Raw genomic sequence first — 26,299 nt, forward strand, 5'->3', positions numbered from 1 at the left:
AGGCGGAACCAAAGGAAATCCGCGGGGTTGAATCGCCATCCCAATGCGGCTTAACTCCGCATCGTCACCATAAGAGTGCAACAACAAGAGGACAGAAGACATGACGATACGCAAAACCACCGCGATGATCGCGGCGATCACCATGCTCGCTGTTGGTGCCTGTTCGAAAAAGGCCCCTGACACGCTTCCCCCGGCGCCCGAAGGCACGGGCACCGACACCGGACCCAGCACCGGCGGCGTCGTCCCCGGTTCGCAGCAGGATTTCATCGCCAACGTGTCTTCGGACCGCATCTTCTTCGGTTTCGACCAGTATAATGTCGATGCCGAGGACCAAGCGACGTTGCAGAGCCAGTCGCAGTGGCTGCAGCGCAACCCGGCGGTCCGCGTCCTGCTCGAAGGCCATGCCGACGAACGCGGCACCCGCGACTATAATATCGCGCTCGGTGAACGCCGCGCCAATGCCGCGAAAAACTATCTCGCCTCGCTGGGCATCGATCCCAACCGGATTCAGGTGATCAGCTATGGCAAGGAACGCCCCGCTGCGGTCGGATCGAACGAGGAAGCCTGGGCGCAGAACCGCCGCGCGGTGACCGTCGTTATCGAACGCTGAACGCTTTAGCCTGACTGACGTCAGGAATGGCCAGCAGAGCTGGCCAGGAGCGACCAGACCGGCACCGCGATCCACGCCGCGGTGCAGAGGAAGACACCGAAGGGGACGCGCCGCAACGCCAGCGGCGCGTCCCCTTCCCTGTTCTGCGCAACGAGCACCCACGCGATACCGCCCAGACTGGCGAGGAGCAGCATCAAGGGTAGCGCCTGCCAGCCGAGCCAGGCGCCGACCGCCGCGACGAGCTTCGGGTCGCCGCCGCCCATGCCCTCGGCCCCGCGCGCGCGGCGATAAAGCAGGGCTATAGCCGCGAGGACCAAGCCCCCTGCGAGGGCGCCGATCCAGCGATCGAGCAACGGTGTGCCGAGCAGCGGGCCGGCGAAGAGCAGGCCCACGACCGCCAGAAGGGCATTCAACCGGTCGGGCAGCCAGAAATGGCGCGCATCGAGCAGCGCGAGCGGCAGCAGCAGCCAGCCGAACAAGGCCCAGAGCCAACCCGCCGTCCCCGGCATCGACACCAGCGCCACGACGCCGATCAGCGCCGACGCGATCTCGACCCGGCCGTGGAAAGGATCGATCGGAGCGCCGCATCGGCGGCATCGTCCGCGCGACCATAAAGCCGACAGCAAGGGAACGAGGTCGCGGGCGCCGAGCGGCTGGTGGCATGCGTCGCATTGCGACCGCCCGAGCACCGATCGCCCTTGCGGCCAGCGCAGCACCAGGGTCGCGATAAAGCTGCCGAGGACGAGCCCGATCAGCGCGGCGAAAGCGACACCGATGCCGACGGGCAAGGCGCCCGGGTCGGGCACCTCAGAAACGGCCCGCGCTGGTCAGGACGAAACCGCCCTGCCCCGGTTTGAAACCCAGCGCGGCAAGCGCCGCCGCCATCGCCGGGTCGCGGTCGACATTGATCGCGAAGCCGGCGCGATAGGTGCCGCGGCCGTCGAACGACAATGTCAGCCGCTCCATTCCCGACTGGCTGGCGAGCGTGGCCTGCGCGCGGCCGCCCGCGCAGCGGAGCGGTCCCGAAAGCCCGCGCGACAGATCGAGGCCTGCAATCGTCGTCCCGACGACAAGCTGCAACCGGCCGCCCGCTTCGACGCAATTGCCCGCCGCGTCGAACCGCGCCGTCGCGCCCTCGAAGCGGATGGTGTCGACCGGGATGAGCCCGAAGCCGCCCGCCAGCGATGTCATGCCATTGATGTCCGACATCCCGCGCGGGTCACTGCCGTGGAGGCGCCCGGCAAGCGCGCCGAGCCGCGCGTCGGTGCGCGAGAAGACGAGTTCGGTGCGCCCGCCAAGCAAAGCCAGCGGCGACAGGCTGGCGCTCACCGTGCCGAGCGGCAGCGCGCCGAGCCGCGCGTCGACCAGTTCGCCCGACCAGACCGAACCGCGAATCTCGCGTGCGGAAATCCCCGCATCGGTCGCGCCCGACAGACCAAGCGCGAGCCGCATCGGGAAGGTCGCGATGATCAGGATCAGCGCGAGCAGCACCGCCGCGATCGTCATGCGCCGCTGCATCGTCACTGGCCGCCCTTCCTCAGTTCGGCCGTCATCCCGACGGTCCCGTCGACCGCCGGCGTGATCGTCAACTGGTCGACGACAAAGCCCTGTCCTTCGAGCGATGCGAGCCAGTCGGTGAGCACGGGCGCTTTAGCCGTCGCGATGGCGATCGTCGCCTGCCGCTGCCCGCGCGCCTCGTTGCGGTCGAGCGTCAGCCCGATCTCGCTCGCCGACTGGGCAAGATATTGATCGATCGCCGCGGCATCGACCGCCACAGCGACCGATTTCGCCGGGCGCTGCGCCAGCAATTGCACCTTGGCCGCGACGCGCCCCTCGCGCTCGACCGCAGCGCGATGCTCCGCCTCGAGATCGGCAAAGACGGCGACGGCCGGGCGGCCGATGCCCCACAGGATCACGCCGAGCGCCAGCACGCCCGCGATACCGACCAGCCAGCGCTCGCGCCCCGAAAGCCCCGTCCACCAATTCTGCAATTTTTCGGTCATGGCACCGCCCGGATCGTCACATTGGCCATCTGCAGCCCGTCGGCTCCCGCCATCGGCTGCGCGGTGACGCGATAACCGCGAGCCTGCAACGCCAGCAGCACCTTGTTCACATCGTCGACACGCGGCGCTGCCAGCGTTGTCGTCAGCGTCCCGTCGGTACGGTGCGAGAGGCTTTTGAGCGTGACGCCGGGCACGTCGCCCATCGCCCCGTAGAGCGCCGAGGCGGGCACGGAAAAGGCGAGCGGACCGCCCCCGGCGGCGGCGAGCCGGCGGTCGAGTTCGGCCTCGGCCGCCGTCGCGTCGGCCGCAGTGACCCCCGCCTTCTTCGCCATCGCGACGACCGCATCGTCGGCGCGCGCACTATCGCTCGACAGGCGGATGGCGTGGGTGATCGGGATGAGCAGGCTGATCGCGACCAGCACGATAAACAGCCGCTTGGCAAGCCGCAGCATCGCGGGATCGACCGACCAGCTTCGCTTCGGCTTCCACCCGCCGCTGAGCAGGTCGAGCGGCGGCGCGGCGAGCGTCAGCAGCAGCGCCTCGCGCATCCGATCGGCATCGAGCGGCGCGATATCACGCCCTCCCGCGATCAATCGATCGAGTTCGGGATCGGACGCATAGGCGCGGTCGGCGGTGCGCACGATCTGCTCGCCGCCGAGTTCGGCGGTCCATAGCGTGCCCGGTTCGGGCGGCGGCACCGTCGCCGCCGCAGGCACGATCGCCGCGGGATCGAAGCCCCGCGCCTTGAGCCAGCCCGTCCATGCGGTCATTGCCGCGTGGGTCGTCACGGCGACGGGCACCGCCTGCCCCGTGTCGGCGGGCTGTCCCGACACGACATGCAATCCAGCGGCATCGCCCAGACTGTCTTTCAGCGTATCGATCCGCGCCGCCGCGGCCGCCTGCGCCGGGGCCGCATCGGGATAGTGCCGCCACTGGATCGGCACGTCGGCGGCGGGAGCAAGCGCGACAAGCCGGTCGTCGGCACCATCGTCGTCCGGCTTTTCCCACGCGTCGACCCAGCCATCGTCCTGACCCGAATCGACGATCACGCCATCGTCGACGCGCAGCCACGCCGGCCGCGTGCCTTCGTCGTCGAGCGCCGTCAGCGGCGGAAGCCACAGGATCAGCGTACGCGCCACGTCAGTCGCCCTCGCCCCAGTCACGGCGGACGATCGACGGCGGCGCGGTACCCGCAGCGGGCGCGCCGCCATTCGCATCGATGAGCGAAACCGAAGTCAAGAAACCGTCCCCCATCGTCACATTCGTCGTCAGTGTCAGCCAGCGGCTCGTCATCCCCGCCTGTTCGGCGGCGTCGCCCGGATCGATCCCGGCAAGCGGCCCCGCTTTCCAGAATCGGACGCTGCTGCCATAGCCGTCGGCGGGCCGCGCTGCCAGCGCGGCGCGCGCATTCGCCACCCCGATCTCGCCGGGACGCAGCATCGCGACCAAAGGCGCCTGTTCGGGCGCCAGCGTGTTGACGTTGAGCCGGATCGGATCGGCGACCGGCAGCACGCAAATCCAGGGCTTGAGCCGCGCATAGATTTTCGGCGTCACCCCGCGCACCGCGCGCAGTTCGCTGATATCGGCCATTTTGCGGTTACCGGGCAGATAGGATGCCTGCATCGACCGGTAGACGCCGTCCTCGGCGCCTAGCGGTCCTTCGTTGCTGTCGCTGTCGATCCAGTCGGCGGTCGCTGCCGCAATCGCCTTCGCCTGACCGGGGTCGATGCCGAGCAGGGTCATCAGTTCGGCGAACTGCGCCACGGCGCCGGCGCGCTGGCTGAGCCGCCCGGGCGCCGCTTCGACAACGAGCGCGTTGAGGTTGAAGCAATTATTCGCATCGGTCAGCCGCGCCCGGCCTTCGCCGCCCGGCAGCGGCAGCACGAACTCGCGCCCGAGCCAGCCACCGGCGAGCGTCAGCCGCGACGGATCACGCCCGACCAGATCGGCAACGCGGCGCAGCGCAATCTGTTCGGCGGCAAAGCTGTAGGCGCGGCCCTGATCGATCGTCGCCGCGCTGCCCGCGATCCGCGTCGCGAGCGTGAGCCGGTCGAGCGCCGTCGCAGCGATCACTGCCATGACCGCGACGAGCAGCAGCACGCCGAGCAGCGCGGCACCGCGTTCGCCTCTCGCCGGCGGCCTCATGGCACAGGCGCCTGCAAGGGAGGCGGAGGCGGCAATGCCGGGGCGGTGAGGAACAGCATGGCAAGCGGCGCCCGGCCCCGGCGGGTCAACCGCACTTCGACCGCACGCGGCAGGCGGTCGCCGGGCTCCGACGTCCAGCTCTCGCCCCAATTGCCCCGTTCGTCGCGATAGCGCACGGCGACCGCGTCGACCTCGCCGATCAGGCGATCGCCGTCGTTCAGCGCCGCGCCGTCGAGCATCGGCTGCACCGCGCGCCGCCATTCGCCGCCGGTCAGAGCATAGGCGACCCGTTCGACCGCAGGGCGCGGCCCGCCGTCCTGCGACGGTGCGCCGCCGTGGACGAAGGCGAAGCCGGTGGGCGAACCGATGAATGCCGGCACGGGCTCCCCCGCCTGCCCGCGCGTCGGGCGCTGCACCGCTTGCGCAAGGTCATTCGCCATCAGCGCGCGCACCCGGTTGATGCCGCCCATTGCCTTCAGGCGAAGCTGAACGGCATCCTGCGTATCGATACTGCTACGCAGCAGGCCGACTCCCATCGCGGCGATCGCCGCAAAGATCGACAATGCGACGAGCATTTCGACGAGCGTGAAGCCGCGTTCGTCCTTCATTGCGACGGCCTGATGATCGTCAGCACCGCCTGCCCGCGTCCGCTTTCGGGCCGGACGGTCAGGTCGATACGAAGCAGGCTGTCGTCGGCGGTCCTGGCGACGCGCTGTTCGACGCGCCAGTTGCGGCCGGCATTGGCGACGCCCGTCGCGCTGTTGCCGATCGTCGGCGGCGCCGGATCGGTCCACAGTTCGACAGCACGATTCTGCGCGACGATCCCCGCCATGGTGCTTTCGTCGAGATCGCCGGCTGTCCGTACGGCAAAAGCGTCGAGACGGACGAGCGTCAGCGCCGCAATGCTGATGATGCTGAGCGCGACGAGCATTTCAAGCAGCGTAAAACCGCTTTCACGATCATTGGCCACGGCTGACCTCCCCCGTCGCCGAAACGCGCACGGTTTCGCGCGCGTCGCCGCCCGCAAGGACGACGGACTGCGGCGTCGGGCTGGTCCCGACGCGATCGAAAAGGATGCGCGATACGCCCTGCCCGTCGCCGGCAACGAAACGGACATCGCCCGGCCAGTTGCGCTGTTCGAACGCGCGGCCGGGCAGCGGCTGCCACGCCCCTTCGACCCGGCGCTCGAAGCCATAGCCCGACGGCGCGAAGTTGACCGCGACGCTGCGCCCCTCGATCACCGCCACGTCGCGCGCGGCGGCAAGGCGGGCGGCAAGGCGATCGGCCTCGCTGCGCACTGTGCGTTCGTCGCCGGGGATCGTCAGCACCACTGCGGCGGCGGCAAGCGCGAGGATGGCGAGCACGACCATCAGCTCGACCAGCGTGAAGCCGCGCTGGCCGTCAGGACAGTGCGCCCCGGTGGGAGCCGGGGCCCATGAAAGATTGTGCGGGCGCAAATGGGCCCCGGCTTTCGCCGGGGAACATCCAGCGAGCGCCTCAGCCTTCTCCGCGAATGTCGGCATTGTCGTCGGTCCCGCCGGGCGCCCCGTCGGCGCCGAGCGACCAGACGTCGAACGCCTTTCCGTTCGGCCCCGGCGCCTGATAATTATAGGGGCGGCCCCACGGATCTTCGGGCAGCTTCTTGATATAGCCGCCGCGGCGATAGCGTTCGGGTTGGGCGAGTGCCGGCGGCGCCGAAACAAGCGCATTCAGTCCGTCGGTGCTCGCCGGATAGGTGAGATTGTCGAGGCGATATTGTTCGAGCGCGGTTTCGAGCGTCGCGATGTCGGCTTTCGCCTTGGTCACCATCGCGCGATCCTGGCTGGGCAGCACGTTGATCATCACCACCGTGGCGAGCAGCCCGATGATGAAGATCACCACCATCAGTTCGGTCAGCGTGAAGCCGCGCTCGTCGCGCTTCCGGCGGCCGGCGGCGGATCGGCCGGGATCGAGCATCAGGCGAAAGAAAAGCTGCATAAGCGACATATTATAGACCTGCGAGGTTCTGCAACTGGAGGATCGGAAGCAGGATGGCGAGAATGATGAGCGCGACGCAAGACCCCATAAGGACAATTATGACAGGTTCGAGAAGCGCCATCGAGGCGGCGGTAAAACGATCGAACTCGCGTTCGAGATAGTCGGCGGCGCGTTCGAGCATCTGCTCCAATCGCCCCGCGCTTTCGCCGCTCGCGGTCATATAGACGAGGAGCGGCGGAAAGACGCCCGCGTCGCGCAGCGCGGCGGAAAGGCTGCCGCCGGCGCGGACCTGGTCGACGATCGCCGCGGTCGCTCCGGCGAGCGCCGCGTTGCGGATCGTCGGGACGGTGAGCCGCAGCCCTTCGACGAGCGGCAGCCGGCTCGACACCATCGTCGACAGCGTGCGGGCGAAACGGGCAGCATAGAGATCGCGGAGCAGGCGGCCGAGCAGCGGCAGGCGGAGCAGCCGCGCATCGACCCGCGCCTTGAACGCCGGGCGGCGCATCGCGGTGACCCAGCCAAAGGCTCCGGCGGCCAGCAGCAGCGCGATCAGCCACCACCAGTTGGCGGCAAAGCCCGAGATCGCGATCACCGCGCGGGTCAGGAAGGGCAGTTGCTGTCCCGTGTCGGTGAATTGTTCGACGACGCGCGGGACGACGAAGATCATCAGCGCCGCAACGACGCCGATCGCGACCACGGCGAGGACGATGGGATAGGCGAGCGCCGCGACCAGCTTGCCGCGCACTTCGGCCTGCCGTTCGAGCAGGTCGGCGAGCCGGGCGAGGATCGTCGTCAGGCTGCCGGTGGTTTCGCCCGCCGCGACCATCGCGCGATAGAGCGGCGGGAAGCTCGCCGGCTGACGCGCCATCGCGTCGGCAAGCCGGCGGCCTTCGAGCAGCCCGGCGTGAACGTCGGCGATCACCGCCCGGGCGCTTTCGGCCTCGCTCTGCCGCGTCAGCGTGCGCAGCGCTTCTTCGAGCGGCGCGACCTCGACCAAAGTCGCGAGCTGGCGCGTGAACAGCGCCAGTTCCTTGCGGCCGAGCTTGTTGCGGCGAAAGGCGAGCAGCGACCGTTCGGCACGCGGCCGCGACCCCGCCGCCTCGACCGCGACGATATGGAATTTGCGCCGCACCAAGTCGGCGCGCGCGGCATCGTCGTTCGCCGCGGTCAGCCGTCCCTTGCGCTCGCGCCCCTGCGGGTCGATCGCCACATAGCGATAATCAGGCATCGACATCCTCGCGCCGCGCGACGCGGATCGCCTCCTCGGCGGTGGTCAGCCCCTTGGCAACCATCGTACGCGCCGCCGACGCCAGCGTCGGTGCTTTCAGAAAGGCATGTTTGGCGATCATCGCCTCGTCGCCGCCGGCGTAGATATAGCGGCGCACCGTCTCGTCGACCTTGATCGCCTCGAACACCCCGATACGGCCCTTGTAGCCGCTGCCGCCGCACTGGTCGCAGCCCTTGGGCCGCCAGATGACGGTGCCGATATCGAGCCCGAGCATCGCGGCAACGCTGTTGTCGGCCTGCACCGGTTCGCGGCAATGCTCGCAGAGCTTGCGGACGAGCCGCTGCGCGATCACCGCGCGTAGCGTCGAGGCGAGCAGGAATGGTTCGACCTTCAGATCCTTGAGGCGCGTGATCGCGCCGACCGCATCGTTGGTGTGGACAGTCGACAGCACGAGGTGGCCGGTCAGCGACGCCTGCACCGCGATATCGGCGGTCTCGCGGTCGCGGATTTCGCCGACCATCACGACGTCGGGGTCCTGGCGCAGGATCGCGCGCAGGCCCGCCGCGAAATCGAGCCCGACCTTGGCATTGACCTGCGTCTGGCCGATGCCGTCGACAGCATATTCGACCGGATCCTCGACGGTCAGGATATTGCGCTGGCCGTCGTTCAACTGCTTGAGCGCGGCATAGAGCGACGTCGTTTTGCCCGATCCGGTCGGCCCGGTAACGAGAATGATGCCATTGGGTTCGGCAAGCGCTTCACGCAGGATGCGGTCGGCCTCGCCCGACAGGCCGAGGACGTCGAAATCGATCCCCGCGGTATCCTTGTCGAGGATGCGCATCACGACGCGCTCGCCGGCCCGGCTGGGCAGCGTCGAAACGCGGACGTCGACCGCCTTGCCCGCCAGCGTCAGCGCGATGCGCCCGTCCTGCGGCACGCGGCGTTCGGCGATGTCGAGCCGCGCCATCACCTTGATGCGGCTGACGACGACGGGCGCAACGTGCGGCGGCATGCGCAGATGCTCGCGCAGCACCCCGTCGGTGCGCATGCGTACGACCAGCCCGCTTTCATACGGTTCGATATGAATGTCGCTGACGCCCTGCCGCACCGCTTCGGCAATGATCGCGTTGATCAGGCGGATCGCGGGGGCATCGTCGGCACTGTCGAGCAAGTCTTCGGCGCTCGGCAGGCTGAAATCGAGGTCGCTGCCGTCGAGCGATCCCGCCATCGCGGCGGCCGAGGCATCGACGGCATAATGATCGGACAGCAGTCGGTCGAAATCGGCGGCGCTGGCGGTCGCAACGCGTAGCGGCTGCGCCAGATAGCGCTTGACCTCAATGAGCACCGCCGGGTCGCTGTCCTCGCGGAGCGTCGCCAGCCAGATGCCGCCCTCCCCCGGCGCGATCACGACGCCGTGCGCGCGCGCGAAGCCATAGGGAATATCGACCGGCGCCGGGGGCGCGGCGGTCGGTTCGGAATCGGTCACGGATATTCTCCGGGCGGCGGCGCGGGCGCGTTCGAGATCGAGGGCGGCACGTCGGTGCTGATCACATTGCCATCGGGCCCGCGCAGCGCGGGCAGATCGACGGGAGTGACGGTCACATCGCCGGCCGAGGGCGGCGACGGCGGCGTCGTCCCCATATAGTCGCGGACCAGCGTATCGATCGCCGGTTCCTGATCGGGGTTCCGCTGCAACTGGAAATTGCGGACATAGCCGTAACGCCGCGCGGTCAGCGCAGCATTATCCTCGCGATTGCGCAGGACGGTCGGGCGGATGAAGACCATCAGGTTCGTCTTGGAACGGCTGCGGCTCCGCGACTTGAACAATTCGCCGATCAGCGGGATGTCGCTCAGCAACGGAATACGCTCGATCGTCTTGCGCTCGTCGTCGTTGAGCAGGCCGCCGATCGCGAGGATTTCGCCGTCGTCGACCGTCAGCACGGTCTCGAACGAGCGCTTGTTGAGGATGAGGTCGCTGTTGCGCGACGACACCGGACCCGCGACGCTCGACACTTCCTGACGGAGGAACAGCTTGACCTCGCCCGCGCCGTTGACCTGCGGCGTCACTTCGAGCTTGATGCCCACCTCTTCGCGCTGGACGGTGCGGAAGGCGTTGTCGAAATTGTCGCTCAGCGCTTCGCCCGTCGTGATCGGCACTTCCTGTCCGACGAGGAATTTCGCCGCCTGATTGTCGAGCGTGACGATATGCGGCGTCGCGAGCAGGTTCGACGTCGTGTCCGATTTCACCGCGTTGATGATCGCGCCGAAGATCGTGTTCTTGCCGATATCGCCCGCGAACCCTGCGAAACCGCCGGTCGCCTGGAGCAGCGACGCCGCCGCGGCTTCCTGCAGGCTGCTGCCGAGCGCGCTCGACGTCTGGGTGACGACGGTGGTGCCGTCGACGGTCGTCTTGTCTTCGGTCAGCTTGGTCGCGGCATAGGCGCCGCCGAGCGTGAAGATGTTCGGCTGGGCATTGCTATAATTGGTTGCGACGAACGGAATATTCTTGCCGCCGAGCAGGAACTGGACGCCGAGCCGCTTTGCCGCATCGTCGCCGATCTCGACGACGATCGCCTCGACCAACACCTGCTCGCGGCGGCTGTCGAGCTGGCGGATCAGTTCGCCGAGCATCCGCTGCACTTCGCTGTTGGCGGCGACGATGATCGCATTGGCGCCTTCGTAGCGGGTGACGATCGCCGGACCGCGGGTCGAGATGCTGCCGCCGGCGCCGCTGACCGAGGTCGGCGCGCTGTTCGTTGCGGCGGCGGGCGCAGCACCGGCGCTGCCCGATGACGAGGAAGAGGACGAAGCCGGCGGCAGTCCGGCCTTCTGCGCCGGATCGCTGCCGCCGCCGATCAGTTGCTGAAGCGTCGGCAACAGCGTTTCGGCATTGGCATGTTCGAGCCAATAGACGCGCAGCTCGGTGCCGCCCGCCGCCTTGGCATCGAGGTCGTTCGCCATCTGGACGAAGCGCGCGACCATCGCCTGATCGCCGCGCAGGGCAATCGCGTTGCTGCTGTCGATCGGCACGATGGCGACGGGCGATTGCGCGCCCTCGCCGGCTGCAGGCACCAGCGCCTGCAGCGCGGCCGCGATCTCGCGCGCGCCGGCATTTTTCAGCGTCACGATCTGGCTCGTTGAACTGTCGCGGTCGATGCTGCTCGCGAGCGCGCGGATGCGGCGGATATTGTCGGCGAAATCGGCGACGACCAGGCTGTTGGCGTTGCGGTTCGCGGTCAGCGATCCCTGCGGGCTGACCAGCGGGCGCAGCGTTTCGACCGCCGACACGGCGTCGATGTGGCGCAGGCGGATGATTTCGGTGACGAACTGGTTCTGCGCCGCGCCGCCGCTGCCGATGCGGCCGGGCTGGGCGGCGGCGCCGTCGATCGGCTGGACGCGATAGCTGCCGTTCGGTCCCGGCACCGCGACCAGCCCGTTCGAGCGCAGCGTCGAGAGGAAAATCTCGAAATATTCGCTCCGCGACAGCGGCCGGTCGGTCACCACCGATACCTTGCCATTGACGCGGCCGTCGATGACGAAAGTGCGCCCGGTGATCCGCGCCGCATCCTGGATGAACGCGCGGATATCGGCGTCGCGGACGTTCAGCGTATATTGCGCGAGCGCGGGTCCCGGCGTTGCGGAAACGAGCGCGGCGGCGAGCATCAGGGACAGTTTGAGACGCATAAACCTATTGCTTCGAGAGGAAGATGGCGACGGGGACGACGCTGGCACCGCGCTCGACCTCGAGCGAGATGCGCGCCCCCGGCGTAAACTGGCCGGCGAGCGAGGCGGCATCGCCCGCCGAACCGATCGGGCGGCCGTTGACCGAGCGGATGACATCGCCCGGGCGCAGCCCGGCGGCGCGGAACACGGCGCCGTCGCCCTGCGGCTGGACCGCGAGGCCGGTGACCTTACCGCTCTCGGTCCGCGGGGCGAAGCCGACGCCCGATTTCAGGGCCGCCGGCGACATCTCGCCGCTGGCCGAGACACCGCTCGCGGGGGCCGCAGCGGTTTCGGGGGTCGGCATGGCGGGGGCGGCCGCGGGACTGGCGACCGGCGCCTCGCCGCTCTGATCGAGGAACAGGCTTTCGCGCGCGCCGCCGCGATCAAGCAGCACATGGTCGAACGCGACGCCCACCAGCTTGACGCCGGGCGCGATCTCGTCGCCGACGGCGTAGCTGTTCTGCACCCCGTCCTCGCCGGCGATGATCGCCGAACCGCTGCCCGTCGCTTCGTTGATATTGACCCCGAACAGGGTGAGGCCGAGCGCGGTGACGGTGGCGCTGGCGGGGCCCTGCGGTGCGGTGCGGAAGAAAGGGTCGAGGCCGACGAACAGCGCGCGGCGCTCGGCGGGCGACGCAATGACCGCCGCCTGCGGTTGCCAGGCGCCGAGCGGCGACAGCGGCACGATGAGGGTCCAGAGCAGGCGGATACATTGCCAGACCAGCAACGCGCCGAGCAGCGCGACCAGCAGCAGCGGCCAGATGTCGCGCGGCGCGCGTTTGGTCCGCAGCCAGACGGGCAGGCCACGCGGCAGCCGAACGGCCGATCCGGGCATCAGCGTCGCCATGAAATAACCCTGTCCCCCGCCTGAAAGCATTGCACGCGAATCGCCTAGGGGCGATTGATGACAATCAGTTGACGGGAAGATTACAGTTTTTTGTCAGCCGGGCGAGTCCGGTGCGATCGGACCCGCCCTGCCCGATCAGAACTTCACCGACGCACTCAGCGAGAAGGTCCGGCCCAGCTTGTAGCGGTTGAAGAAGATCTTGTTGTCGCCCGCGGTCTGCACTTCCTGATATTTGCGTCCGGTCAGGTTGCGCGCCTCGAACTTCAGCTCGATTTCCTTGTTCAGCAGCGTCAGCCCCTGCCGCGCAACGAAGTCGAGCTGGATGCCCGGCTTTTCCTCGAGGTCGGGCTGGCCCGACGGACCGCGGCTGGTGACGCGCGGGCTGGCATAGGTCAGCAGCAACGTCTGCTGCGACAGCTTGTCCTGATCCTCCAGCCCGATCTGGAAATTGAGCAAATGGTCGGACTGACCCGTCATCGGTGCGCCGTCGAAGAAGAAGTTGGCGGCATTCTGCACCACGCCATTGATCACCGTGGTGTCGCCGTCGCGGACCCGGATTTCGGATTTGGTGTAGGTATAGTTGCCGATCAGCACGAGGCGGCGGCTCTGCCAGAAGGGCGAGTCCGACAGCTTGTCGAGCGGGAAATATTTCTGCACTTCGACCTCGGCGCCGTACAGCGTCGCCTTAGGCGCGTTGGCGTAGCTGCTGTTCACCGACGAGTCCGAAATCGAGGTATAGGTCTCGATCGGATTGTCGATCGACTTGTAGAAGCCGGCGACCGTCAGGCGCTGATCCTTGGCGAAATACCACTCATAGCGCGCTTCGGCATTCCATAGCTCGCTGTCGGTCAGCGACGGGTTGCCGCGGAACAGGCGGTTCGATTCGGGGTCCTGATAGACCTGCGCCACCAACTCGCGGAACTGCGGCCGCGCGATCGTCTTCGATCCGTTGACGCGCAGCTGCATGTCGGGCGCGACCTCCCAGGTCAGCGTGACCGCGGGCAGCCAATAGTCGTTGTTCAGGTTGGTCGCGACGATCGCCGACGATCCGGTGCCGAACAGGTCGATCGGAACGACGGTCTGCTTCGCTTCCTCGTAACGCACCCCGGCGTTGACGTTGACGCCGGGCACGATCTCCGCCTGCAACTGGCCGTAGCCGGCGTGGGTCGTCAGCTTGGCGTCGAAGGCCGCGGTGCCGTCCTGCGCCGAGGTTTCGAGCAGCGTGATGTCGTAAAGCTGGATCGTCGCGTCGGAGAGCAGATAGTCGGGGCGCAGCTGTTGCACCGCCAGCGGCAGGTTCGAGGCACGGAACTGGAAGGTCCGGCGTTCCGAAACGCGATGCGTGTCGCTGTAGGCATAGCCGACCGTCGCGGTGATCCGCGGAGCGAGCTCGTACGACAGGTCGACGCCGCCCGACCACAGATCCTCGTTGAGGTCCGAAAAGGCGATCGTCGCATCGCCGCGGTTGCCGCCGAGGTCGTTGACGAACTTGTCGCCTACCGGGTCGCCCGGCTGGTTGGTGCGGACATAGGTAAAGCCGCGCTCATAGGGTGCTTCGCGCTGCGAATTGGCGTAGGCGCCGCGCAAGTCGAGCTTCAGCCGGTCGAAGTGGAATTCGCCGACGAGCTGCGTGTTGATGAGCTGGCGCTCGTACCACGCCGTATCCTGCTTCATGATGTCGCGGTCCGACTGGTTGGCGTCGGTACCGAGCGCGAGGCGCGCCTGCTTCAACGTGTCGCGGATATAGAGGTTGGTCCAGCGGATCTTGTGGTCGCCGAGTTCGAGCCCGAAACCGAGCAGCCCGTTCACCACGACGCGATTGTCGGTGATGACGCGGTTGTAGCTCGTCTGCGGATCGCCCGACAGGTCGTCGTTGACCGACGTCTGCTGCAACGTGTCGCGGGTGCGCCACTTGTTGCTGATCCCCGCGGTCGCGATGATACCGAGTTCACCGTTCGGCAACGCAATCGTCGTGCCGCCAGTGATCCCGGCCGACCAGTTGATCGGGATATGGTCGTTTTGCTGGAGCAGCGTCGTTTCGGCGTTGACCAGCTCCATCTGGATCGCCTCCAGCTGGTCCTGGGTGAAGTCGGCACCTTCCAGAATCGGCTTGCCACTGGCGAGCGCGGCCTTGAGCAGCGGCGGCACATCGCGCGTGCCGTCGTCGAAACCGGTCCAGTCGGTGTCGCTGCCATAATAGGTATAGCCGAGCTGGTTCGTCGTTTCGCTGTCCCAGCCGATCCCGCCGCTGAAGGTCAGGAAGGGTTCGCGCGGCGTCGCCTTGGTCGTGAGATTGATCACGCCGCCGCCGAATTCGCCGGGGAAGTTCACCGAGAAGCTTTTCTGGACCAGCGTCGAATCGATGACGTTGGTCGGGAAGATGTCGAGCGGCACGACGCGCTTCAGCGGCTCGGGGCTGGGCAGCGGCGAACCGTTGAGCAGCGCCAGCGAATAGCGATCGCCAAGGCCGCGGACATAGACGAAGCCGCCACCGACGACCGACAGGCCGGTAACGCGCTGCAGCGAGCCCGAGATATCGCCCTCGCCGGTCCGCGCGATGTCGGCCGACGACAGCGACGACACGACTTCGGGGGTCGAACGGACGATGTTGGGGGTAAAGCGGCCCGTGACGACGATCTCCTGATCGGCGCCGCCCGGAATCGAAATATCGACCTCTTCGTCGGCGGACGCGGCGTCGTCGGTGGCCGGTTCGGCGGCGACGGGCGGCGTGTCGGCGGCGGGTTCGGCGCTCGCATCCTGCGCCAGAGCGGCAGGCGCGACGAGCGCGGAACTGAGGAGAAGCAGGCTGGCGAAGATCGGCCGCTTGGTCATGTGAAAGTCCCCGAGGAATATGCAGGTAGGGAGCGGGCCGCCTGTGTCAGGCCTGCCCGCTCCCCATTTGGCTTGCGAGCGGCGATCAGGTGACCGGAAGCGCCGAGCAGCTGCCGCTGCTGGTGCCGAAGTCCGCCGTCGCCGAGTTACAGGTCCAGCCCTGATACCAGGTGTCGTTGGCATCGCGGACCGCGCCGACATAGGCCGTCGTGTCGAAGAAGGGCGCGATCGTCTTGGCATCATAGGCCGCGAAGCCCGTTTCGGTCGCGCCGTTGATGAACAGGTTCGCGAGGCTCGGCGTATAGTCGAAGCGGTTGTCCGTGCCGGCGTTGAAGATCGCCTGGACTTCCGCGTCGGTCACCGCCGGGCTGCCGCCACCGCGGAACGGACGGTCGGCGCTGCACTTCAGCGATACCGAGAAGAAGCGCGGCGGCCCCTGTTCGTCGGTACCCGCCGTCTGCGTCGTCGACGTGCTGTCGATGCGGATACACGAGGTGTCGCTGGTCATCAGGCCGTTGACGAAACTGTAGTCGGCGCCGCCGCGGATGCGGATGGCGGCGGCGTTGCTGTTGTTGGCGTTGCGATGGATGAAGGTGAAGTTCGAGATGGTGACGTTCTGGCGCGGAACGGCCTGTTCGTTGCCGTCCGAGTCGATTTCCATCATCGAGTCGCCCACCGTTCCGCCGGCGCGGCCGATCGCGATCGCATATTGGATATTGCCCTTGTAGCCGACGTCGGTGTCGAAGCTGTCATCCTCGGCGCCGGTGACGACCATATGCTTGAAGTTCGGCCGGCCGCCGAACACTTCCATGCCGTCGTCCGAGCTGTTGTGGATCTGGATGTGGTCGAACTGGGTGGCCGAACCGACACCCGACGGGGTGAGGCCCTGCAGTTCCTTGTCGGCGCTCAGGATGAAGCCCGAATAGCGGATCTGGACGTACGACATGCGGCCCGAATTGTCGGCCGGCTGCGCACCGCCATAGAGCGCGTTCGACGTGCCTTCGGTGTCGCGTTCGCAATCGACCGTGCCTTCGGCGGCGCCCGGCGCGAGGCAGTCGGTGACCGGCGCGCGTCCCAGCACAACGACACCGCCCCACAGCTGCGAGGTGCTGTCACCCGCCGAACTGACGACGTTGCCACGACCGGTGAAGATGATCGGCTGGGTCGGGGTGCCGACGGCGTCGATCTTGTTGCCGCGGTTGACGACGAGGTACGAAACGCCCGTCGAACCGAAGACGATGACGCCCGGATCGATCGTCAGCGTCGCGACGGTGTTGGTGCTCGCCGCACCCTGGTCGGTGCCGACGTCGACGCGGCCGGGCAGCGAGTAGATGACGCCGTCGACCTTCGGGATCGCCGTCGTCGAGTTGAAACGCGCGGGGAAACCGCAGTTGCGCCACGTGCCTTCGTTGCCGGTGATCGTGCCGAGGTCGGTGAGCTGGTCGGCGCCCGCGATGGTCGGGCAGTTCGCCGCCGGGGTAACGCCCGTCGGGGTCGGCGTCGGAGTCGGGGTGGGCGTGGGCGTCGGGGTCGGCGTCGGAATGACGATCACACCTTCGCCCGGCGATGCGACGCCGTCGGCGCCGCACGCCGCAAGAATGGAACAGGCCACGCCGCTGAGCATGACCAAACGAACGCGTGCGAAAGCCGCCATGAAAATCTCCGTTCCCGGTGCGCCTTCGCGCCCCACATGAAAAACCACCGATCAACGAGAAATGTCTGTGCTCGCCCCCGGTGACGCCGCCACTAGGGTGATTCGATGACGGTCTGACGCCAGAGCGATGACAGTTGAGTGACGGTTTCAGGACGCTTTGGTGACACGCCCGGCGCGCGGGGCCCGGCATTGCCGTGCCGCGAAGAAACAAATGCTGCGAAGCTCGCTTGCATCGCCCCGAAAGCTTTGCTAGGCGCCCGCTCCTACCTGGTGCCGGCCCGTCCGGACCATCATGATGTGCGGTCGTGGCGGAACTGGTAGACGCGCAACGTTGAGGTCGTTGTGGCCGAAAGGCCGTGGAAGTTCGAGTCTTCTCGACCGCACCATTTTCGCTTCTAAGCGATTGATAAATAACCCATTTTTTGTGATCATGGTTTCTGGCCCACCCTTTGGGCCACCCTTTCTGCGTCGGTGCAGCGCACGTTTTCAGGCGTTCATTGGATGCTGCGACCAATTGCCCCGTTCTGCGGAGCCAACCTTGTAGATTGCAAGCTATGGTGCCGGGAGGAAGTGCCCGAGATTCAACCTCGCGCCCAAGACTCGCCTAGCTAAACGTCCTGGCCGCAGGAGATCAGGCGCACTGCTTTCGCATTAGCCCCGATCGCGCGCGCCCTTTTTTTCATAGGCCAGGATCGCGAATGTGCGGAAAGCCCGGCTCGGCTCGTCTTCATAAGGGGGCATGTGAATCGGGCGACAGGCCGCGAGCGACCCCGACCACGGGGAGACCCATGCGCGAACGAGATGATAGTGAAAGCGGAGTCGGCCCCTCACCTGTCGGTCTTCCCAAGATAGCCCGATCAAGGATGGCCCAACTCGTCGTAGAAACCGAGAGATGCCCACTGATCCTCGATCGCGTCCTGGAAATCATCCGCGAGCGCGATGTGCTTCCCTTCACGATCACGGCCAAACGCGACCTCCGGGTGCAGATGATCGAAATGGAAGTCAGCGCGCCCGAACAGCAACCAGCGCTCGCCCTGTTGCAGGATATCCGCCGCCTCGCGAACGTTCGTTTCGCGCGCTTTCATTATCCCTCCGAACCGCCTTTCGAGGCTTCGACCTCGGCGAAGCTGTGAGGCCCCGTCGAGGGCACGGCTCACATGATGGAAGCGCCCGCCATCGGCGGACGCTTCCCGACCTCTTACTGGACGGCCACGGCCTTGTTGCCGCCCCCGCTCGCGTAGCGCACCCGATTGGCCTCGGCTTCGGCGATCGCAACCTGCTTCTGGGTCGCAGCCTGTTCGGTCACGACCCGCTCACATTTGCGCGCATGAGCGATCTCGGTGAGGGTGCGCGCGAGCGTCGGGCACGCCATCTTCACCGAACCGCGGATGCGGCGTTCAAGCACGGCGACGTCGGCCGGATCCGTGAGATCGAGATCACGGTGGCTGATGGTCACACGGACAGGCTCGATGCCCCCACGCGCCTGAACAGCCGCCGGCGCGCCAGCGAGAAGCACAGTAAGGGGGAGAAGAAAGCGAACGGTCGATTGCATGTTATGATTTTCCCTGAATGGATCGTGCGACCGGCACCGATGCCGCCCCCACATCGTAGAGACGCGTGAGGAGGCCGCATCTGCAGCCGATTCCGTAAAGGAATTTCGATAGAAGGTTGATGACAGAGAAGATGACGATAAGCGTAGAGATCGAGCGGATGGTGCGGCGGCTGGAGGGTGTGACCATCTGCGACAATTGCATCACCGACCGTCTCAACCTGTCGGTTCCGAGCCAGGCGAATGCCGTCACGCGCTCGCTCGCCGGCCAGCAAGTCTATGAGCGGCTGAAGGACGCCTGCGGTCTTTGCGGCAAGACTCGCACGGTCATTCGCACGCGCTAAGCCGCGCCGGAGCGCCGGCTCCGGGCGGCACCAAGTGCGGAATCGACCAGCACAAGCGTCTTACCCTGTGACGCGCGGCTTTCCTCGCAGCGCTCTTCCCTGCCTGCCATCCACACGGAATCGCCATGAACAAGCTCGCTCAGATCCTCGACACCAAGGCGAAGGAGGTCGCGGCGCGGCGACGGATACGCTCGATCGGCGATCTGGATCGGATCGACGCCGGACTGATACGCGGCTTCGAGGCGGCGCTGCGCGAGCGGGTCACGAACGGCGACTTCGCGCTTATCGCCGAGATCAAACGCGCATCGCCCTCGCGCGGCCTCATCCGCGAAGACTTTCATCCTCCGAGCCATGCCCGCGCCTATGAGGAAGGCGGGGCTACCTGCTTGTCGGTGCTGACCGACGCGCCCTGGTTCGAGGGACACGAGGATTATCTGATCGCGGCCCGAGCAGCCTGCGACCTCCCTGTCCTGCGCAAAGACTTCATGATCGATCCCTGGCAGGTCGCCGAAGCGCGCGCGATCGGCGCCGACGCGATCCTGATCATCGTCGCCGCGCTCTCGGATGGGGCTATGCAAGAGATTGAAGCCGCCGCGATCGAGCGCGGTCTCGACGTGCTCGTCGAGGTTCATGACGACAAGGAACTCGACCGCGCCGTCTCCAGACTTCGTTCGCGTCTCATCGGTATCAACAGCCGCGATCTTCGCACCTTCGCGACCGATCTCGGTGTTGCCGAACGTCTGGCAAAGCGCGTTCCACAAGGCACCCTTGTCGTCGGCGAGAGCGGCATCCGATCGCACGCCGATTGCGCGCGCCTCGCCGCAAGCGGCATCCGCTCCTTCCTCGTCGGCGAGACCCTGATGCGCAGCCATGACATTGCAGCCGCGACACAGGCCCTGTTCGATGCCGACGCCGTCATTCCAGCGGCGCCGCGCCTCACAACGCCAACGCGCCGTTCAGCGCGCGCCGGGCGGATCATACAACCGGTCTGACCTACAGCGTCTGACTCGGCCCGTTCGGGTGACGCTATTTGGGGCGCGGTGGCTCATGGCCTTGCCGCGGCTGCCTTTCACCCGGGTGCTCGTCTTCGACGGTGCCAGGAATGAGGAAAAGCGGCCGCCAGGCGGCGGCGCGCCGCGCCGCGCGGCGCCGATCAGGCGACAGAGCGCGCGACCGCATCGAATCCTCGCTGGCGAAGTGCGGCGAGCACCCGCTCGCCATGGTCGCAATCCTGCAGTTCGACGACAAGGTCGAGCGCCGCACGTTTGGGATTGAGCGCGAGGCTCATCCGTTCATGCGCGACATCGACGATATTCGCACCTTCCTCGGCGAGCACTGTCGCGAGAACCGCCAGCGCCCCGGGCTGATCCGATATCGGCACATCGATCCGCATCAGGGATCCTGACCGGATAAGATCGCGCAGGATCACATTGGCGAAGATGCGCGCATCGATATTGCCGCCTGTCAGCGGGACGGCGATACGCTGTCCGGCAAACAGGTCGCGATGCTCGATCACCGCCGCGAGGCCCGCCGCCCCGGCGCCCTCGCACACCGTCTTCTCGACCGACTGCAGCAGCGCGATTGCGCGCTCTATCGAGGCTTCCTCGACGACGAGGATTTCGTCGACCCAGTCCGCCACAATCCGCCGGGTGAGGCTGCCTGCATATTTGACCGCGATGCCTTCGGCGATGGTAACGCCGTCGGGAAGAACACCCTCCTCGCCCGCCATGGCGCGCGCCATCGACGGATAGACGGCCGACTGAACGCCAATGATCCTGATCTTGGGGTTTATGGTCTTTGCCGCGATCGCAACGCCCGAGACGAGGCCGCCGCCGCCAACCGGGAGCAGGATCGCGTCGAGATCGGGGACCGCTGCCATCAGCTCAAGCCCGAGCGTTCCCTGTCCCGCGATGACCTCGCCATCGTCATAGGGATGGATCATCGTCGCATCGAAGCTCTTCGAATAGTTCACTGCCGTTTCATAGGCCTCGATCAGATTGGCGCCGGTGACGACGACATTCGCGCCATGCTCGCGGGTGCGCGATATTTTGGTGAGCGGCGTTCCGTTGGGCATCATGATCGTCGCGCGAATGCCGAGCCGCGCGGCATGATAGGCGACCCCCTGCGCGTGATTGCCCGCCGACATCGCCACCACGCCGGACACGCGCTCACGCGGCAGCAGGCCGAGCAGCTTGTTCAGCGCGCCGCGCTCCTTGAAGCTCGCGGTGAACTGGAGATTCTCGAACTTGAGGAACAGCTCGCAGCCGAGCAGGCGCGAAAGCGTCTGGCTCGGCACGCAGGGCGTCGCCATGATCTGGCCGGCCATACGCGTGGCGGCGGCCTCGATGTCGGCGAAGGTCGGAATAGTCTGGTTCACTCGGTTACCCCTGGCTTTGAACAAGCACCGGGACGACGCGGCCGAGAAAGGAACCCCGATTGGTTGCCGTCCGGCCGCATCGCCTTCCCGTGAGGGAAGACCACCACCTTGCGCGGGTGAGCGCAGGTTGGCGCGGGTGCTTCGCCGTGAGGCGCACGCCCGTCTCCTGATGCAGACACGGTTTCGGACCCGCGTCCAAGATCCGAAACGATGATAAGCGGGGAGAAGGGCCCAATAGCCCCCTCCCCGCTCCCACACGTCTCAAGTGTAAGACGCTGCAGCCACCCCGATCCGCACCCCGACCGCAAATATTCGCGAAGGGTGCGCCAAGCCGGCGGCGAGGTCTCAGCGAATGACCTTGCCGTCGGCGTCGATCACACGGACTTCTCCAAGCTTCAGCGCCCGTACCGACGCCTCGATCTTGGTCAGATCGCCGACGACGATCCACGTCAGCGGCTTACCAGCAAGGATATCGGCGCCCGCCGCATTCGCCGATGCGAGCGTCACCGCCGCGATCGAGCCGGGATAGGTCGCATAATAGTCATCGGGAAGATCGAAGGATATCTGATCGATCACCGCGCCGGCGATACCCGCCGTCTTCGACCATTGGCTCGACAGCCCGAGAGTCATATTGTCCTTGGCCTTCGCGAGTTCGTCTGCGGTGAGTTTCTTCTCGCCGATCGAGCTCCGGAACAGGTTCGCGATCTCGGTCATCGATTCGGCGGTCTTGTCCGTCTGCACCGAGGCATTCGCGCCATAGGTGCGGCTTCCGCGTCCCCCCGCGATGCCCGCGCTCGCGCCATAGGCCCAGCCCTTCTCCTCGCGCAGTTTCATGTTGATCCGCGACGTGAAGCTGCCACCGATCGCCGAAATAAAGGCACCGCGCGACGCATTGTCGCCCTCGACGCGGCGGGGCGCGATGACGCTGGCGGTGATCACAGATTGCGGAGCCCCGGGCTTGTCGATCAGATAAACGACCGTTTCCCTGGCAGGCGGCGTCAACGGCACGATCCGCTCAGGCACATCCCCCGCGCGCCACTTGCCGAACGCCGCTTCGACGAGCGGGCGAATCTCGGCAAGGGTCGTGTCTCCCGAGACCACCAAAGTCGCATTGTTCGGCTTGAACCAGCGATCATGGAACGCGCCGAGCTTGGCGGGATCAATCGCAGCGATATCCGCTTCGGTCTGGACGCGTCCGTAGGGCGAGTCCGGCCCATACATGATCGATGGCGTAAGCCGGGCGGCCGCCTTGGCGCCATCCTGCTTCGCGGCAGCGAGCCCTGCCAGCGCATTGGACTTGTTGCGATCGACATCCTCGGTCCGATAGGCCGGGTTGAGGACGACGTCGGCGTAGATCGCGAGCGCCTCCTTCAGGGTCGGCTTGACCGCCGACAGCGAGACGATGCTCGCCTCGCCGCCGCCGCCCGACGTCACGCTTGCGCCGAGCGCACCGAGTTGGTCGGAAAGCTGATCGCCTGTGCGGGTCTTTGTTCCTTCATCCATCAGGCCTGCGGCGAAGGCTCCTACGCCATTGGTATCGATTCTCCAGTCCTTGGCCATGCCCGTGTTGACGAGAAGAGACATGTTGACGACCGGCACGCCCGCGCGGCGTGCGACAACGAGCTTCAGCCCATTCGCAAGTTCAGCCCGTTCCACCGCGGGAAAGACCGCCGGGACTGCCGCGCCCGGCTCTGGCATCTTCGACCGATCAGCGCCCTCGGCCGCGGCCGAAAGCTGGCCGAAGGGCAGCATGTAAAGAACATAGTCGCCATCGGTGAGCCAGCGCTTCGCCGCGCCCTGCAAGTCGGCGGCTGTGGCGGAACGATAACGGCCCCAAGCCTCCTTCCATGCATCAGGAGCGCCGAGATAGGTTTCGCTCTCGGCGAGGATATTGGCCTTGCCGCTGAATCCGCCGATGGCCTCCAGCCCTCGCGCAAAGCCCGCGATCGCCGTCGTCCGTGCCTTGCCCATTTCGGCGGCGCTCGGCCCGTTTGCGATGACCTTGCGGAGTTCCTCGTCGACGATCTTCTCGACCTTCTCCAGGTCGACACCGGGCTTGGCGGTGACACTGATCGAGAATTGGCCGCCGATCTCACGATTGTTCACGCTCGCATCTACGCCGGTCGCGACCTGCTCGTCGATCACGAGCCGCTTCATCAACGGGCTAGTACGGCTTCCCGCGAGCGTCTGGGCGAGGAACTGGAGATAGTCGGTGTCCGCCGACCTATAGTCCGAGATGTTCCAGGTCCGGATGAAGACAGGCTGGGCGGCGCGGACATAGGTGGTCTCGCGCACCGTGCCCGTGCGCCGAAGCGGCCAGCTCGTCGGCTGCGACACCGGCGAGCCCGGTTCGATATCCCCGAAATATTTCTCGACCTTGGCGAGCGCTTCCTCGGGCGTGATGTCACCCGCGAGCACGAGCACGGCATTCGAAGGACCATAATAGTCGCGGAACCATTGCTTCACATCGTCGAGCGAGGCGTTGTCGAGATCCTCCATCGAGCCGATGACGCTATGGCCATAGGGGTGGTCGGGCGGCGTCGTCCCCTTGATGATCAGATCCTGCGCCTTGGCATAGGGGTTGGTCTCGCCGCGGCGCTTTTCATTTTTCACCACCGCGCGCTGCTCGTCGAGCTTCGCCTGGTCGATCGCGCCGAGCAAATGCCCCATCCGATCACTTTCGAGCCAGAGGATCGAATCGAGCGCCGCCTTGGGCACCGTCTGGAAATAGTTGGTCCGGTCTTCCGAGGTGGTGCCATTCAGGTCCGAGGCACCGAGCCTTTCGGTAGCCTTGAAGAAATCGTCGTTGAAATGCTCCGAGCCGTTGAAGACCAGATGCTCGAAGAGATGCGCGAACCCCGATTTACCTACCGGCTCATTCTTTGATCCGACATGATACCAGATGTTGACCGCGACCAGCGGCGCCGACTTGTCTTCATGGACGATCAGCGTGAGACCATTGTTCAGAACGAACTTCTTCGCCGGAATATCGATCTCGAGACCGGCCAGCGGATCCGCCGCCGACGCGGCGGCGCTTGCCAGCTTCGCGGTCGCAGCGGGGATCGCAGTGAGCGACACCGACGCCAGCAGCGCGGCGGCAAGAGGCTTCAACAATGTCATGAAATCCGTCCCTCTATATGGTCAATAGAAAGAAGACGCGCGCGGGGAGCAAATCCGCACGGCTGATGGGTCTCGCCGGTGGGACCATCGACGGACACCCGACCTCGGTCGACGAACGACAGCCGTCTATCCACGCTCACCGGAAGGTCTGAATCAAAAATATCGAAGCCCGGGTTGCGGGAATGCCGTCATCGGACGTCTCTATAGTGCGAGGGTCCGCGCGAGCCCGCGCGGACGTGGCGAAATGGCAGGCGCAGCGGACTTAAAATCCGCCGGGGCATCCAGTGCGGGTTGAGTTCCGCCGTCCGCACCGTCGGTCTGGTTGGGGCCTGTAGCTCAATGGTCAGAGCTGGCCGCTCATAACGGCTAGGTTGCGGGTTCGAGTCCTGCCGGGCCCACCAGAACGTACCCCCCGGCCCGCGCCCGGATCGACAGGAAGTTTCTCGATGCCAAATCCGCTCCGAACCGCGCTCAGCGTTCTCGATGCGGGCGATCAGCTCGGGCTTTCAAGGCAGGCAGTCGTCTTCCTGATCGAGTCCGGTCAGTTGCCTTCCCATTTCGAGGGGTGGACGCGCCGCGTTCTGATTTCCGATATCGAAGCATTCGACGGCAAACGAGATTGCCATAGGTCGATCGAAGTAGAGCAAGGTTCAGCCTAAATTCCCTCCCCGATTGCGATTTCAAGACTGCCGAGCGTCTTACCCTTGAGGGAGCGGCGACCGCAGTACCGTCGCTTCCGGGTTCGTAGGGGCAGCGTCTGACCCGGCGCAGAATTTCCGAAGCCGCGGCCAGAGCCCCTTGCTGGCTCCATGCTTCGCGGCTCGAACCATCTCTGACCGCGGGCGCCAAAGGCGCTCGCGGTCCCTTTCATCGCGGAATCCGGTTCATGCCAGAACGGAATACGACACTCTTCAATCGGCGTCTGGGGGCCGCTCGGGCGCGCCTACAAATAATTTTCGCCTGACGTTGCGGAAACCGCCCTTTCGGACGTCTTGAGTTTGGGGGGCGATGCTCATGCAGTCCAGCAAATCGCTCCAGGTTCACGGCATCTGTGCGTCTCCCCGGCGCGCGCTGCCGGGCCGCGGCGCGGGATTCCAGAGAAGCTACCCGCGTCGCGGCCGGAACCGCTCGTCCCTATAATTTATGATCCGAAATGGTGCGGTTTTGCCCGGCTCATGCGTCTGAGTCATCGGGGGTAGGACGACGTCACCAGCGACGTCGCCCATCGGTCCACGGCGGCATGTGATTCCCTGTGCCGTCGGCGCGAGGTCGGGTCTTGGGGGGAGCCGTCCCGGCCCATCGCGGGATCGCTTCCCGGCCGCGGGAGTTCCACTGGCTCCCGCGGCCGTAGCCCCGATCAGCGAAAAGACGTGTCCGCGCGGCAAAGTCTGCTCTGCCGCCAGCAGCGGGAGGACGTCTGGGCGGCACGAGGGATTGCCCCCGTCCCGAGACCAGCGCCTCAGGGGCGGGCGCCCGAGAAACGTCGCCAGTCGGCAAGCACCCGATCACGCTGCGCCACAAGCGTATCGCGCCGCGCAGCCGCCGCCCGCAGATCGTCGATACGGTCCGCACCATGCAAGTTTCGAGCGTCGATGTCGCGAACATCGGCCTCGGCCTCTTCGATCCGCGGCGCAATGCAGGTCATATAGGCATCGACGATGGCTTTGCCGTGACGCAGCATGGCAGGCGAGGCAGTCTCAGCGAGAGCGAAGGTGGGAATGAGACAGGGAGGATCTTCGGTGGCAGCCGCGACGTTCGCGCTCGCGACCATAGCCAGGATTTGTCCGATCGTCCTGGCCCTGACGGTCCATCCCCCCATTGCGTGTCCCCTTCCCGCTTCCACCAGAAGATAGACGCGCGACGCGGCACGAACCGCACCGCAGAGATGCA

The 26,299-nt window shown here is 66.3% G+C and carries 24 protein-coding genes, 3 tRNA genes and 1 riboswitch; of the genes, 7 read left to right on the plus strand and 20 right to left on the minus strand.

Features of this window, described 5'->3' with window-relative positions:
* Window positions 1-100 precede the first annotated feature (100 nt).
* Window positions 101-610: a peptidoglycan-associated lipoprotein Pal gene (gene pal, locus LH19_RS17045; protein ID WP_201258368.1), complete on the plus strand. Its 510-nt coding sequence runs from the start codon at window positions 101-103 to the stop codon at window positions 608-610.
* A 20-nt stretch (window positions 611-630) separates the two neighbouring features.
* On the opposite strand, the gene LH19_RS17050 is transcribed toward pal, so the two are convergent.
* The 15 genes from LH19_RS17050 to LH19_RS17120 form a co-directional block, all read right to left on the minus strand.
* Window positions 631-1,416: a prepilin peptidase gene (locus LH19_RS17050; protein WP_054730611.1), complete on the minus strand. Its 786-nt coding sequence runs from the start codon at window positions 1,414-1,416 to the stop codon at window positions 631-633.
* A gap of 1 nt (window position 1,417) precedes the next feature.
* Entirely contained in the window at window positions 1,418-2,128 is a 711-nt protein-coding gene (gspN, locus tag LH19_RS17055; RefSeq protein ID WP_234716190.1) for a type II secretion system protein N, read from the minus strand.
* 2 nt (window positions 2,129-2,130) lie between these two features.
* Window positions 2,131-2,613, minus strand: coding sequence for a type II secretion system protein GspM (gspM, locus tag LH19_RS17060; RefSeq protein ID WP_054730617.1), 483 nt, complete (start codon window positions 2,611-2,613; stop codon window positions 2,131-2,133).
* On the minus strand, window positions 2,610-3,752 hold the full coding sequence (gspL, locus tag LH19_RS17065) for a type II secretion system protein GspL (RefSeq protein WP_054730621.1): 1,143 nt from the start codon (window positions 3,750-3,752) through the stop codon (window positions 2,610-2,612). The genes gspM and gspL overlap by 4 nt, the downstream gene beginning before the upstream one ends.
* 1 nt (window position 3,753) lies before the next feature.
* On the minus strand, window positions 3,754-4,758 hold the full coding sequence (gene gspK, locus LH19_RS17070) for a type II secretion system minor pseudopilin GspK (protein ID WP_054730627.1): 1,005 nt from the start codon (window positions 4,756-4,758) through the stop codon (window positions 3,754-3,756).
* Window positions 4,755-5,366: a type II secretion system minor pseudopilin GspJ gene (gene gspJ / locus LH19_RS17075; RefSeq protein WP_054730630.1), complete on the minus strand. Its 612-nt coding sequence runs from the start codon at window positions 5,364-5,366 to the stop codon at window positions 4,755-4,757. The genes gspK and gspJ overlap by 4 nt, the downstream gene beginning before the upstream one ends.
* Window positions 5,363-5,728 (minus strand): type II secretion system minor pseudopilin GspI, encoded by a 366-nt coding sequence (gspI, locus tag LH19_RS17080; protein ID WP_257720435.1) that lies wholly within the window; start codon window positions 5,726-5,728, stop codon window positions 5,363-5,365. The genes gspJ and gspI overlap by 4 nt, the downstream gene beginning before the upstream one ends.
* Window positions 5,718-6,281 carry a GspH/FimT family pseudopilin gene (locus LH19_RS17085; protein WP_082395823.1) on the minus strand — a complete coding sequence of 188 codons (564 nt, stop codon included), beginning with the start codon at window positions 6,279-6,281 and terminating at the stop codon, window positions 5,718-5,720. The genes gspI and LH19_RS17085 overlap by 11 nt, the downstream gene beginning before the upstream one ends.
* On the minus strand, window positions 6,256-6,735 hold the full coding sequence (gspG, locus tag LH19_RS17090; protein WP_054733739.1) for a type II secretion system major pseudopilin GspG: 480 nt from the start codon (window positions 6,733-6,735) through the stop codon (window positions 6,256-6,258). The genes LH19_RS17085 and gspG overlap by 26 nt, the downstream gene beginning before the upstream one ends.
* Before the next feature lie 10 nt (window positions 6,736-6,745).
* Window positions 6,746-7,963: a type II secretion system inner membrane protein GspF gene (gene gspF, locus LH19_RS17095; protein WP_054733742.1), complete on the minus strand. Its 1,218-nt coding sequence runs from the start codon at window positions 7,961-7,963 to the stop codon at window positions 6,746-6,748.
* Window positions 7,956-9,449 carry a type II secretion system ATPase GspE gene (gspE, locus tag LH19_RS17100; protein WP_054730633.1) on the minus strand — a complete coding sequence of 498 codons (1,494 nt, stop codon included), beginning with the start codon at window positions 9,447-9,449 and terminating at the stop codon, window positions 7,956-7,958. The genes gspF and gspE overlap by 8 nt, the downstream gene beginning before the upstream one ends.
* Window positions 9,446-11,647, minus strand: a complete 2,202-nt coding sequence (gspD, locus tag LH19_RS17105; protein WP_054730636.1) for a type II secretion system secretin GspD — start codon at window positions 11,645-11,647, stop codon at window positions 9,446-9,448. The genes gspE and gspD overlap by 4 nt, the downstream gene beginning before the upstream one ends.
* A gap of 4 nt (window positions 11,648-11,651) precedes the next feature.
* Entirely contained in the window at window positions 11,652-12,533 is an 882-nt protein-coding gene (locus tag LH19_RS17110; RefSeq protein WP_054730639.1) for a type II secretion system protein N, read from the minus strand.
* A 135-nt stretch (window positions 12,534-12,668) separates the two neighbouring features.
* Window positions 12,669-15,365 (minus strand): TonB-dependent receptor domain-containing protein, encoded by a 2,697-nt coding sequence (locus LH19_RS17115; RefSeq protein ID WP_054730642.1) that lies wholly within the window; start codon window positions 15,363-15,365, stop codon window positions 12,669-12,671.
* 85 nt (window positions 15,366-15,450) lie between these two features.
* Complete coding sequence (locus LH19_RS17120; protein ID WP_054730645.1) at window positions 15,451-17,019, minus strand: hypothetical protein; 1,569 nt, start codon at window positions 17,017-17,019, stop codon at window positions 15,451-15,453.
* A 299-nt stretch (window positions 17,020-17,318) separates the two neighbouring features.
* On the opposite strand from LH19_RS17120, the gene LH19_RS17125 reads away from it, so the two are divergent.
* Window positions 17,319-17,405: transfer RNA gene (locus tag LH19_RS17125), tRNA-Leu, on the plus strand.
* 471 nt (window positions 17,406-17,876) lie between these two features.
* On the opposite strand, the gene LH19_RS28755 is transcribed toward LH19_RS17125, so the two are convergent.
* Together LH19_RS28755 and LH19_RS17135 are read right to left on the minus strand one after the other, a co-directional pair.
* Complete coding sequence (locus LH19_RS28755) at window positions 17,877-18,104, minus strand: hypothetical protein (RefSeq protein ID WP_145923503.1); 228 nt, start codon at window positions 18,102-18,104, stop codon at window positions 17,877-17,879.
* A gap of 113 nt (window positions 18,105-18,217) precedes the next feature.
* Window positions 18,218-18,571: a UrcA family protein gene (locus LH19_RS17135; protein WP_054730651.1), complete on the minus strand. Its 354-nt coding sequence runs from the start codon at window positions 18,569-18,571 to the stop codon at window positions 18,218-18,220.
* Window positions 18,572-18,690: 119 nt separating this feature from the next.
* Between LH19_RS17135 and LH19_RS17140 the strand changes: the two genes are divergently transcribed.
* A complete protein-coding gene (locus LH19_RS17140; protein WP_082395829.1) occupies window positions 18,691-18,912 on the plus strand; it encodes a hypothetical protein in 222 nt (73 codons plus the stop codon).
* A gap of 125 nt (window positions 18,913-19,037) precedes the next feature.
* Window positions 19,038-19,904, plus strand: coding sequence for an indole-3-glycerol phosphate synthase TrpC (gene trpC, locus LH19_RS17145; protein WP_082395831.1), 867 nt, complete (start codon window positions 19,038-19,040; stop codon window positions 19,902-19,904).
* A gap of 161 nt (window positions 19,905-20,065) precedes the next feature.
* Here the strand turns inward: trpC and LH19_RS17150 are convergent, their stop codons facing one another.
* Complete coding sequence (locus LH19_RS17150) at window positions 20,066-21,289, minus strand: threonine ammonia-lyase (RefSeq protein WP_054730654.1); 1,224 nt, start codon at window positions 21,287-21,289, stop codon at window positions 20,066-20,068.
* Window positions 21,290-21,338: 49 nt separating this feature from the next.
* A riboswitch (SAM-I-IV-variant riboswitch) is annotated at window positions 21,339-21,467 on the minus strand.
* A gap of 167 nt (window positions 21,468-21,634) precedes the next feature.
* Window positions 21,635-24,409, minus strand: coding sequence for a M16 family metallopeptidase (locus tag LH19_RS17155; protein WP_054730658.1), 2,775 nt, complete (start codon window positions 24,407-24,409; stop codon window positions 21,635-21,637).
* A 230-nt stretch (window positions 24,410-24,639) separates the two neighbouring features.
* Here LH19_RS17155 and LH19_RS17160 point away from each other — a divergent pair.
* From LH19_RS17160 to LH19_RS28760, 3 genes are all read left to right on the plus strand, one after another.
* Window positions 24,640-24,719 (plus strand) — tRNA-Leu (locus tag LH19_RS17160).
* A gap of 15 nt (window positions 24,720-24,734) precedes the next feature.
* A tRNA-Ile gene (locus LH19_RS17165) sits at window positions 24,735-24,810 on the plus strand.
* Window positions 24,811-24,855: 45 nt separating this feature from the next.
* Window positions 24,856-25,068, plus strand: coding sequence for a helix-turn-helix domain-containing protein (locus LH19_RS28760; protein ID WP_145923504.1), 213 nt, complete (start codon window positions 24,856-24,858; stop codon window positions 25,066-25,068).
* 800 nt (window positions 25,069-25,868) lie between these two features.
* On the opposite strand, the gene LH19_RS17170 is transcribed toward LH19_RS28760, so the two are convergent.
* Window positions 25,869-26,228 carry a hypothetical protein gene (locus LH19_RS17170; RefSeq protein WP_167346287.1) on the minus strand — a complete coding sequence of 120 codons (360 nt, stop codon included), beginning with the start codon at window positions 26,226-26,228 and terminating at the stop codon, window positions 25,869-25,871.
* Between the last annotated feature and the right edge of the window lie 71 nt (window positions 26,229-26,299).

It is taken from the genome of Sphingopyxis macrogoltabida (assembly GCF_001314325.1).
GTDB classification, from domain to species: domain Bacteria; phylum Pseudomonadota; class Alphaproteobacteria; order Sphingomonadales; family Sphingomonadaceae; genus Sphingopyxis; species Sphingopyxis macrogoltabida.

Coding starts and splice junctions, on each gene's coding strand:
- pal (WP_201258368.1), top strand. CDS start 101: ATGACGATACGCAAAACCACCGCGATGATCGCGGCGATCACCATGCTC.
- gspN (WP_234716190.1), bottom strand. CDS start 2,128: ATGCAGCGGCGCATGACGATCGCGGCGGTGCTGCTCGCGCTGATCCTG.
- gspM (WP_054730617.1), bottom strand. CDS start 2,613: ATGACCGAAAAATTGCAGAATTGGTGGACGGGGCTTTCGGGGCGCGAG.
- gspK (WP_054730627.1), bottom strand. CDS start 4,758: ATGAGGCCGCCGGCGAGAGGCGAACGCGGTGCCGCGCTGCTCGGCGTG.
- gspJ (WP_054730630.1), bottom strand. CDS start 5,366: ATGAAGGACGAACGCGGCTTCACGCTCGTCGAAATGCTCGTCGCATTG.
- LH19_RS17085 (WP_082395823.1), bottom strand. CDS start 6,281: ATGCCGACATTCGCGGAGAAGGCTGAGGCGCTCGCTGGATGTTCCCCG.
- gspG (WP_054733739.1), bottom strand. CDS start 6,735: ATGCAGCTTTTCTTTCGCCTGATGCTCGATCCCGGCCGATCCGCCGCC.
- gspF (WP_054733742.1), bottom strand. CDS start 7,963: ATGCCTGATTATCGCTATGTGGCGATCGACCCGCAGGGGCGCGAGCGC.
- gspD (WP_054730636.1), bottom strand. CDS start 11,647: ATGCGTCTCAAACTGTCCCTGATGCTCGCCGCCGCGCTCGTTTCCGCA.
- LH19_RS17110 (WP_054730639.1), bottom strand. CDS start 12,533: ATGGCGACGCTGATGCCCGGATCGGCCGTTCGGCTGCCGCGTGGCCTG.
- LH19_RS17115 (WP_054730642.1), bottom strand. CDS start 15,365: ATGACCAAGCGGCCGATCTTCGCCAGCCTGCTTCTCCTCAGTTCCGCG.
- LH19_RS17120 (WP_054730645.1), bottom strand. CDS start 17,019: ATGGCGGCTTTCGCACGCGTTCGTTTGGTCATGCTCAGCGGCGTGGCC.
- LH19_RS28755 (WP_145923503.1), bottom strand. CDS start 18,104: ATGAAAGCGCGCGAAACGAACGTTCGCGAGGCGGCGGATATCCTGCAA.
- LH19_RS17135 (WP_054730651.1), bottom strand. CDS start 18,571: ATGCAATCGACCGTTCGCTTTCTTCTCCCCCTTACTGTGCTTCTCGCT.
- LH19_RS17140 (WP_082395829.1), top strand. CDS start 18,691: ATGACAGAGAAGATGACGATAAGCGTAGAGATCGAGCGGATGGTGCGG.
- trpC (WP_082395831.1), top strand. CDS start 19,038: ATGAACAAGCTCGCTCAGATCCTCGACACCAAGGCGAAGGAGGTCGCG.
- LH19_RS17155 (WP_054730658.1), bottom strand. CDS start 24,409: ATGACATTGTTGAAGCCTCTTGCCGCCGCGCTGCTGGCGTCGGTGTCG.
- LH19_RS28760 (WP_145923504.1), top strand. CDS start 24,856: ATGCCAAATCCGCTCCGAACCGCGCTCAGCGTTCTCGATGCGGGCGAT.
- LH19_RS17170 (WP_167346287.1), bottom strand. CDS start 26,228: ATGGGGGGATGGACCGTCAGGGCCAGGACGATCGGACAAATCCTGGCT.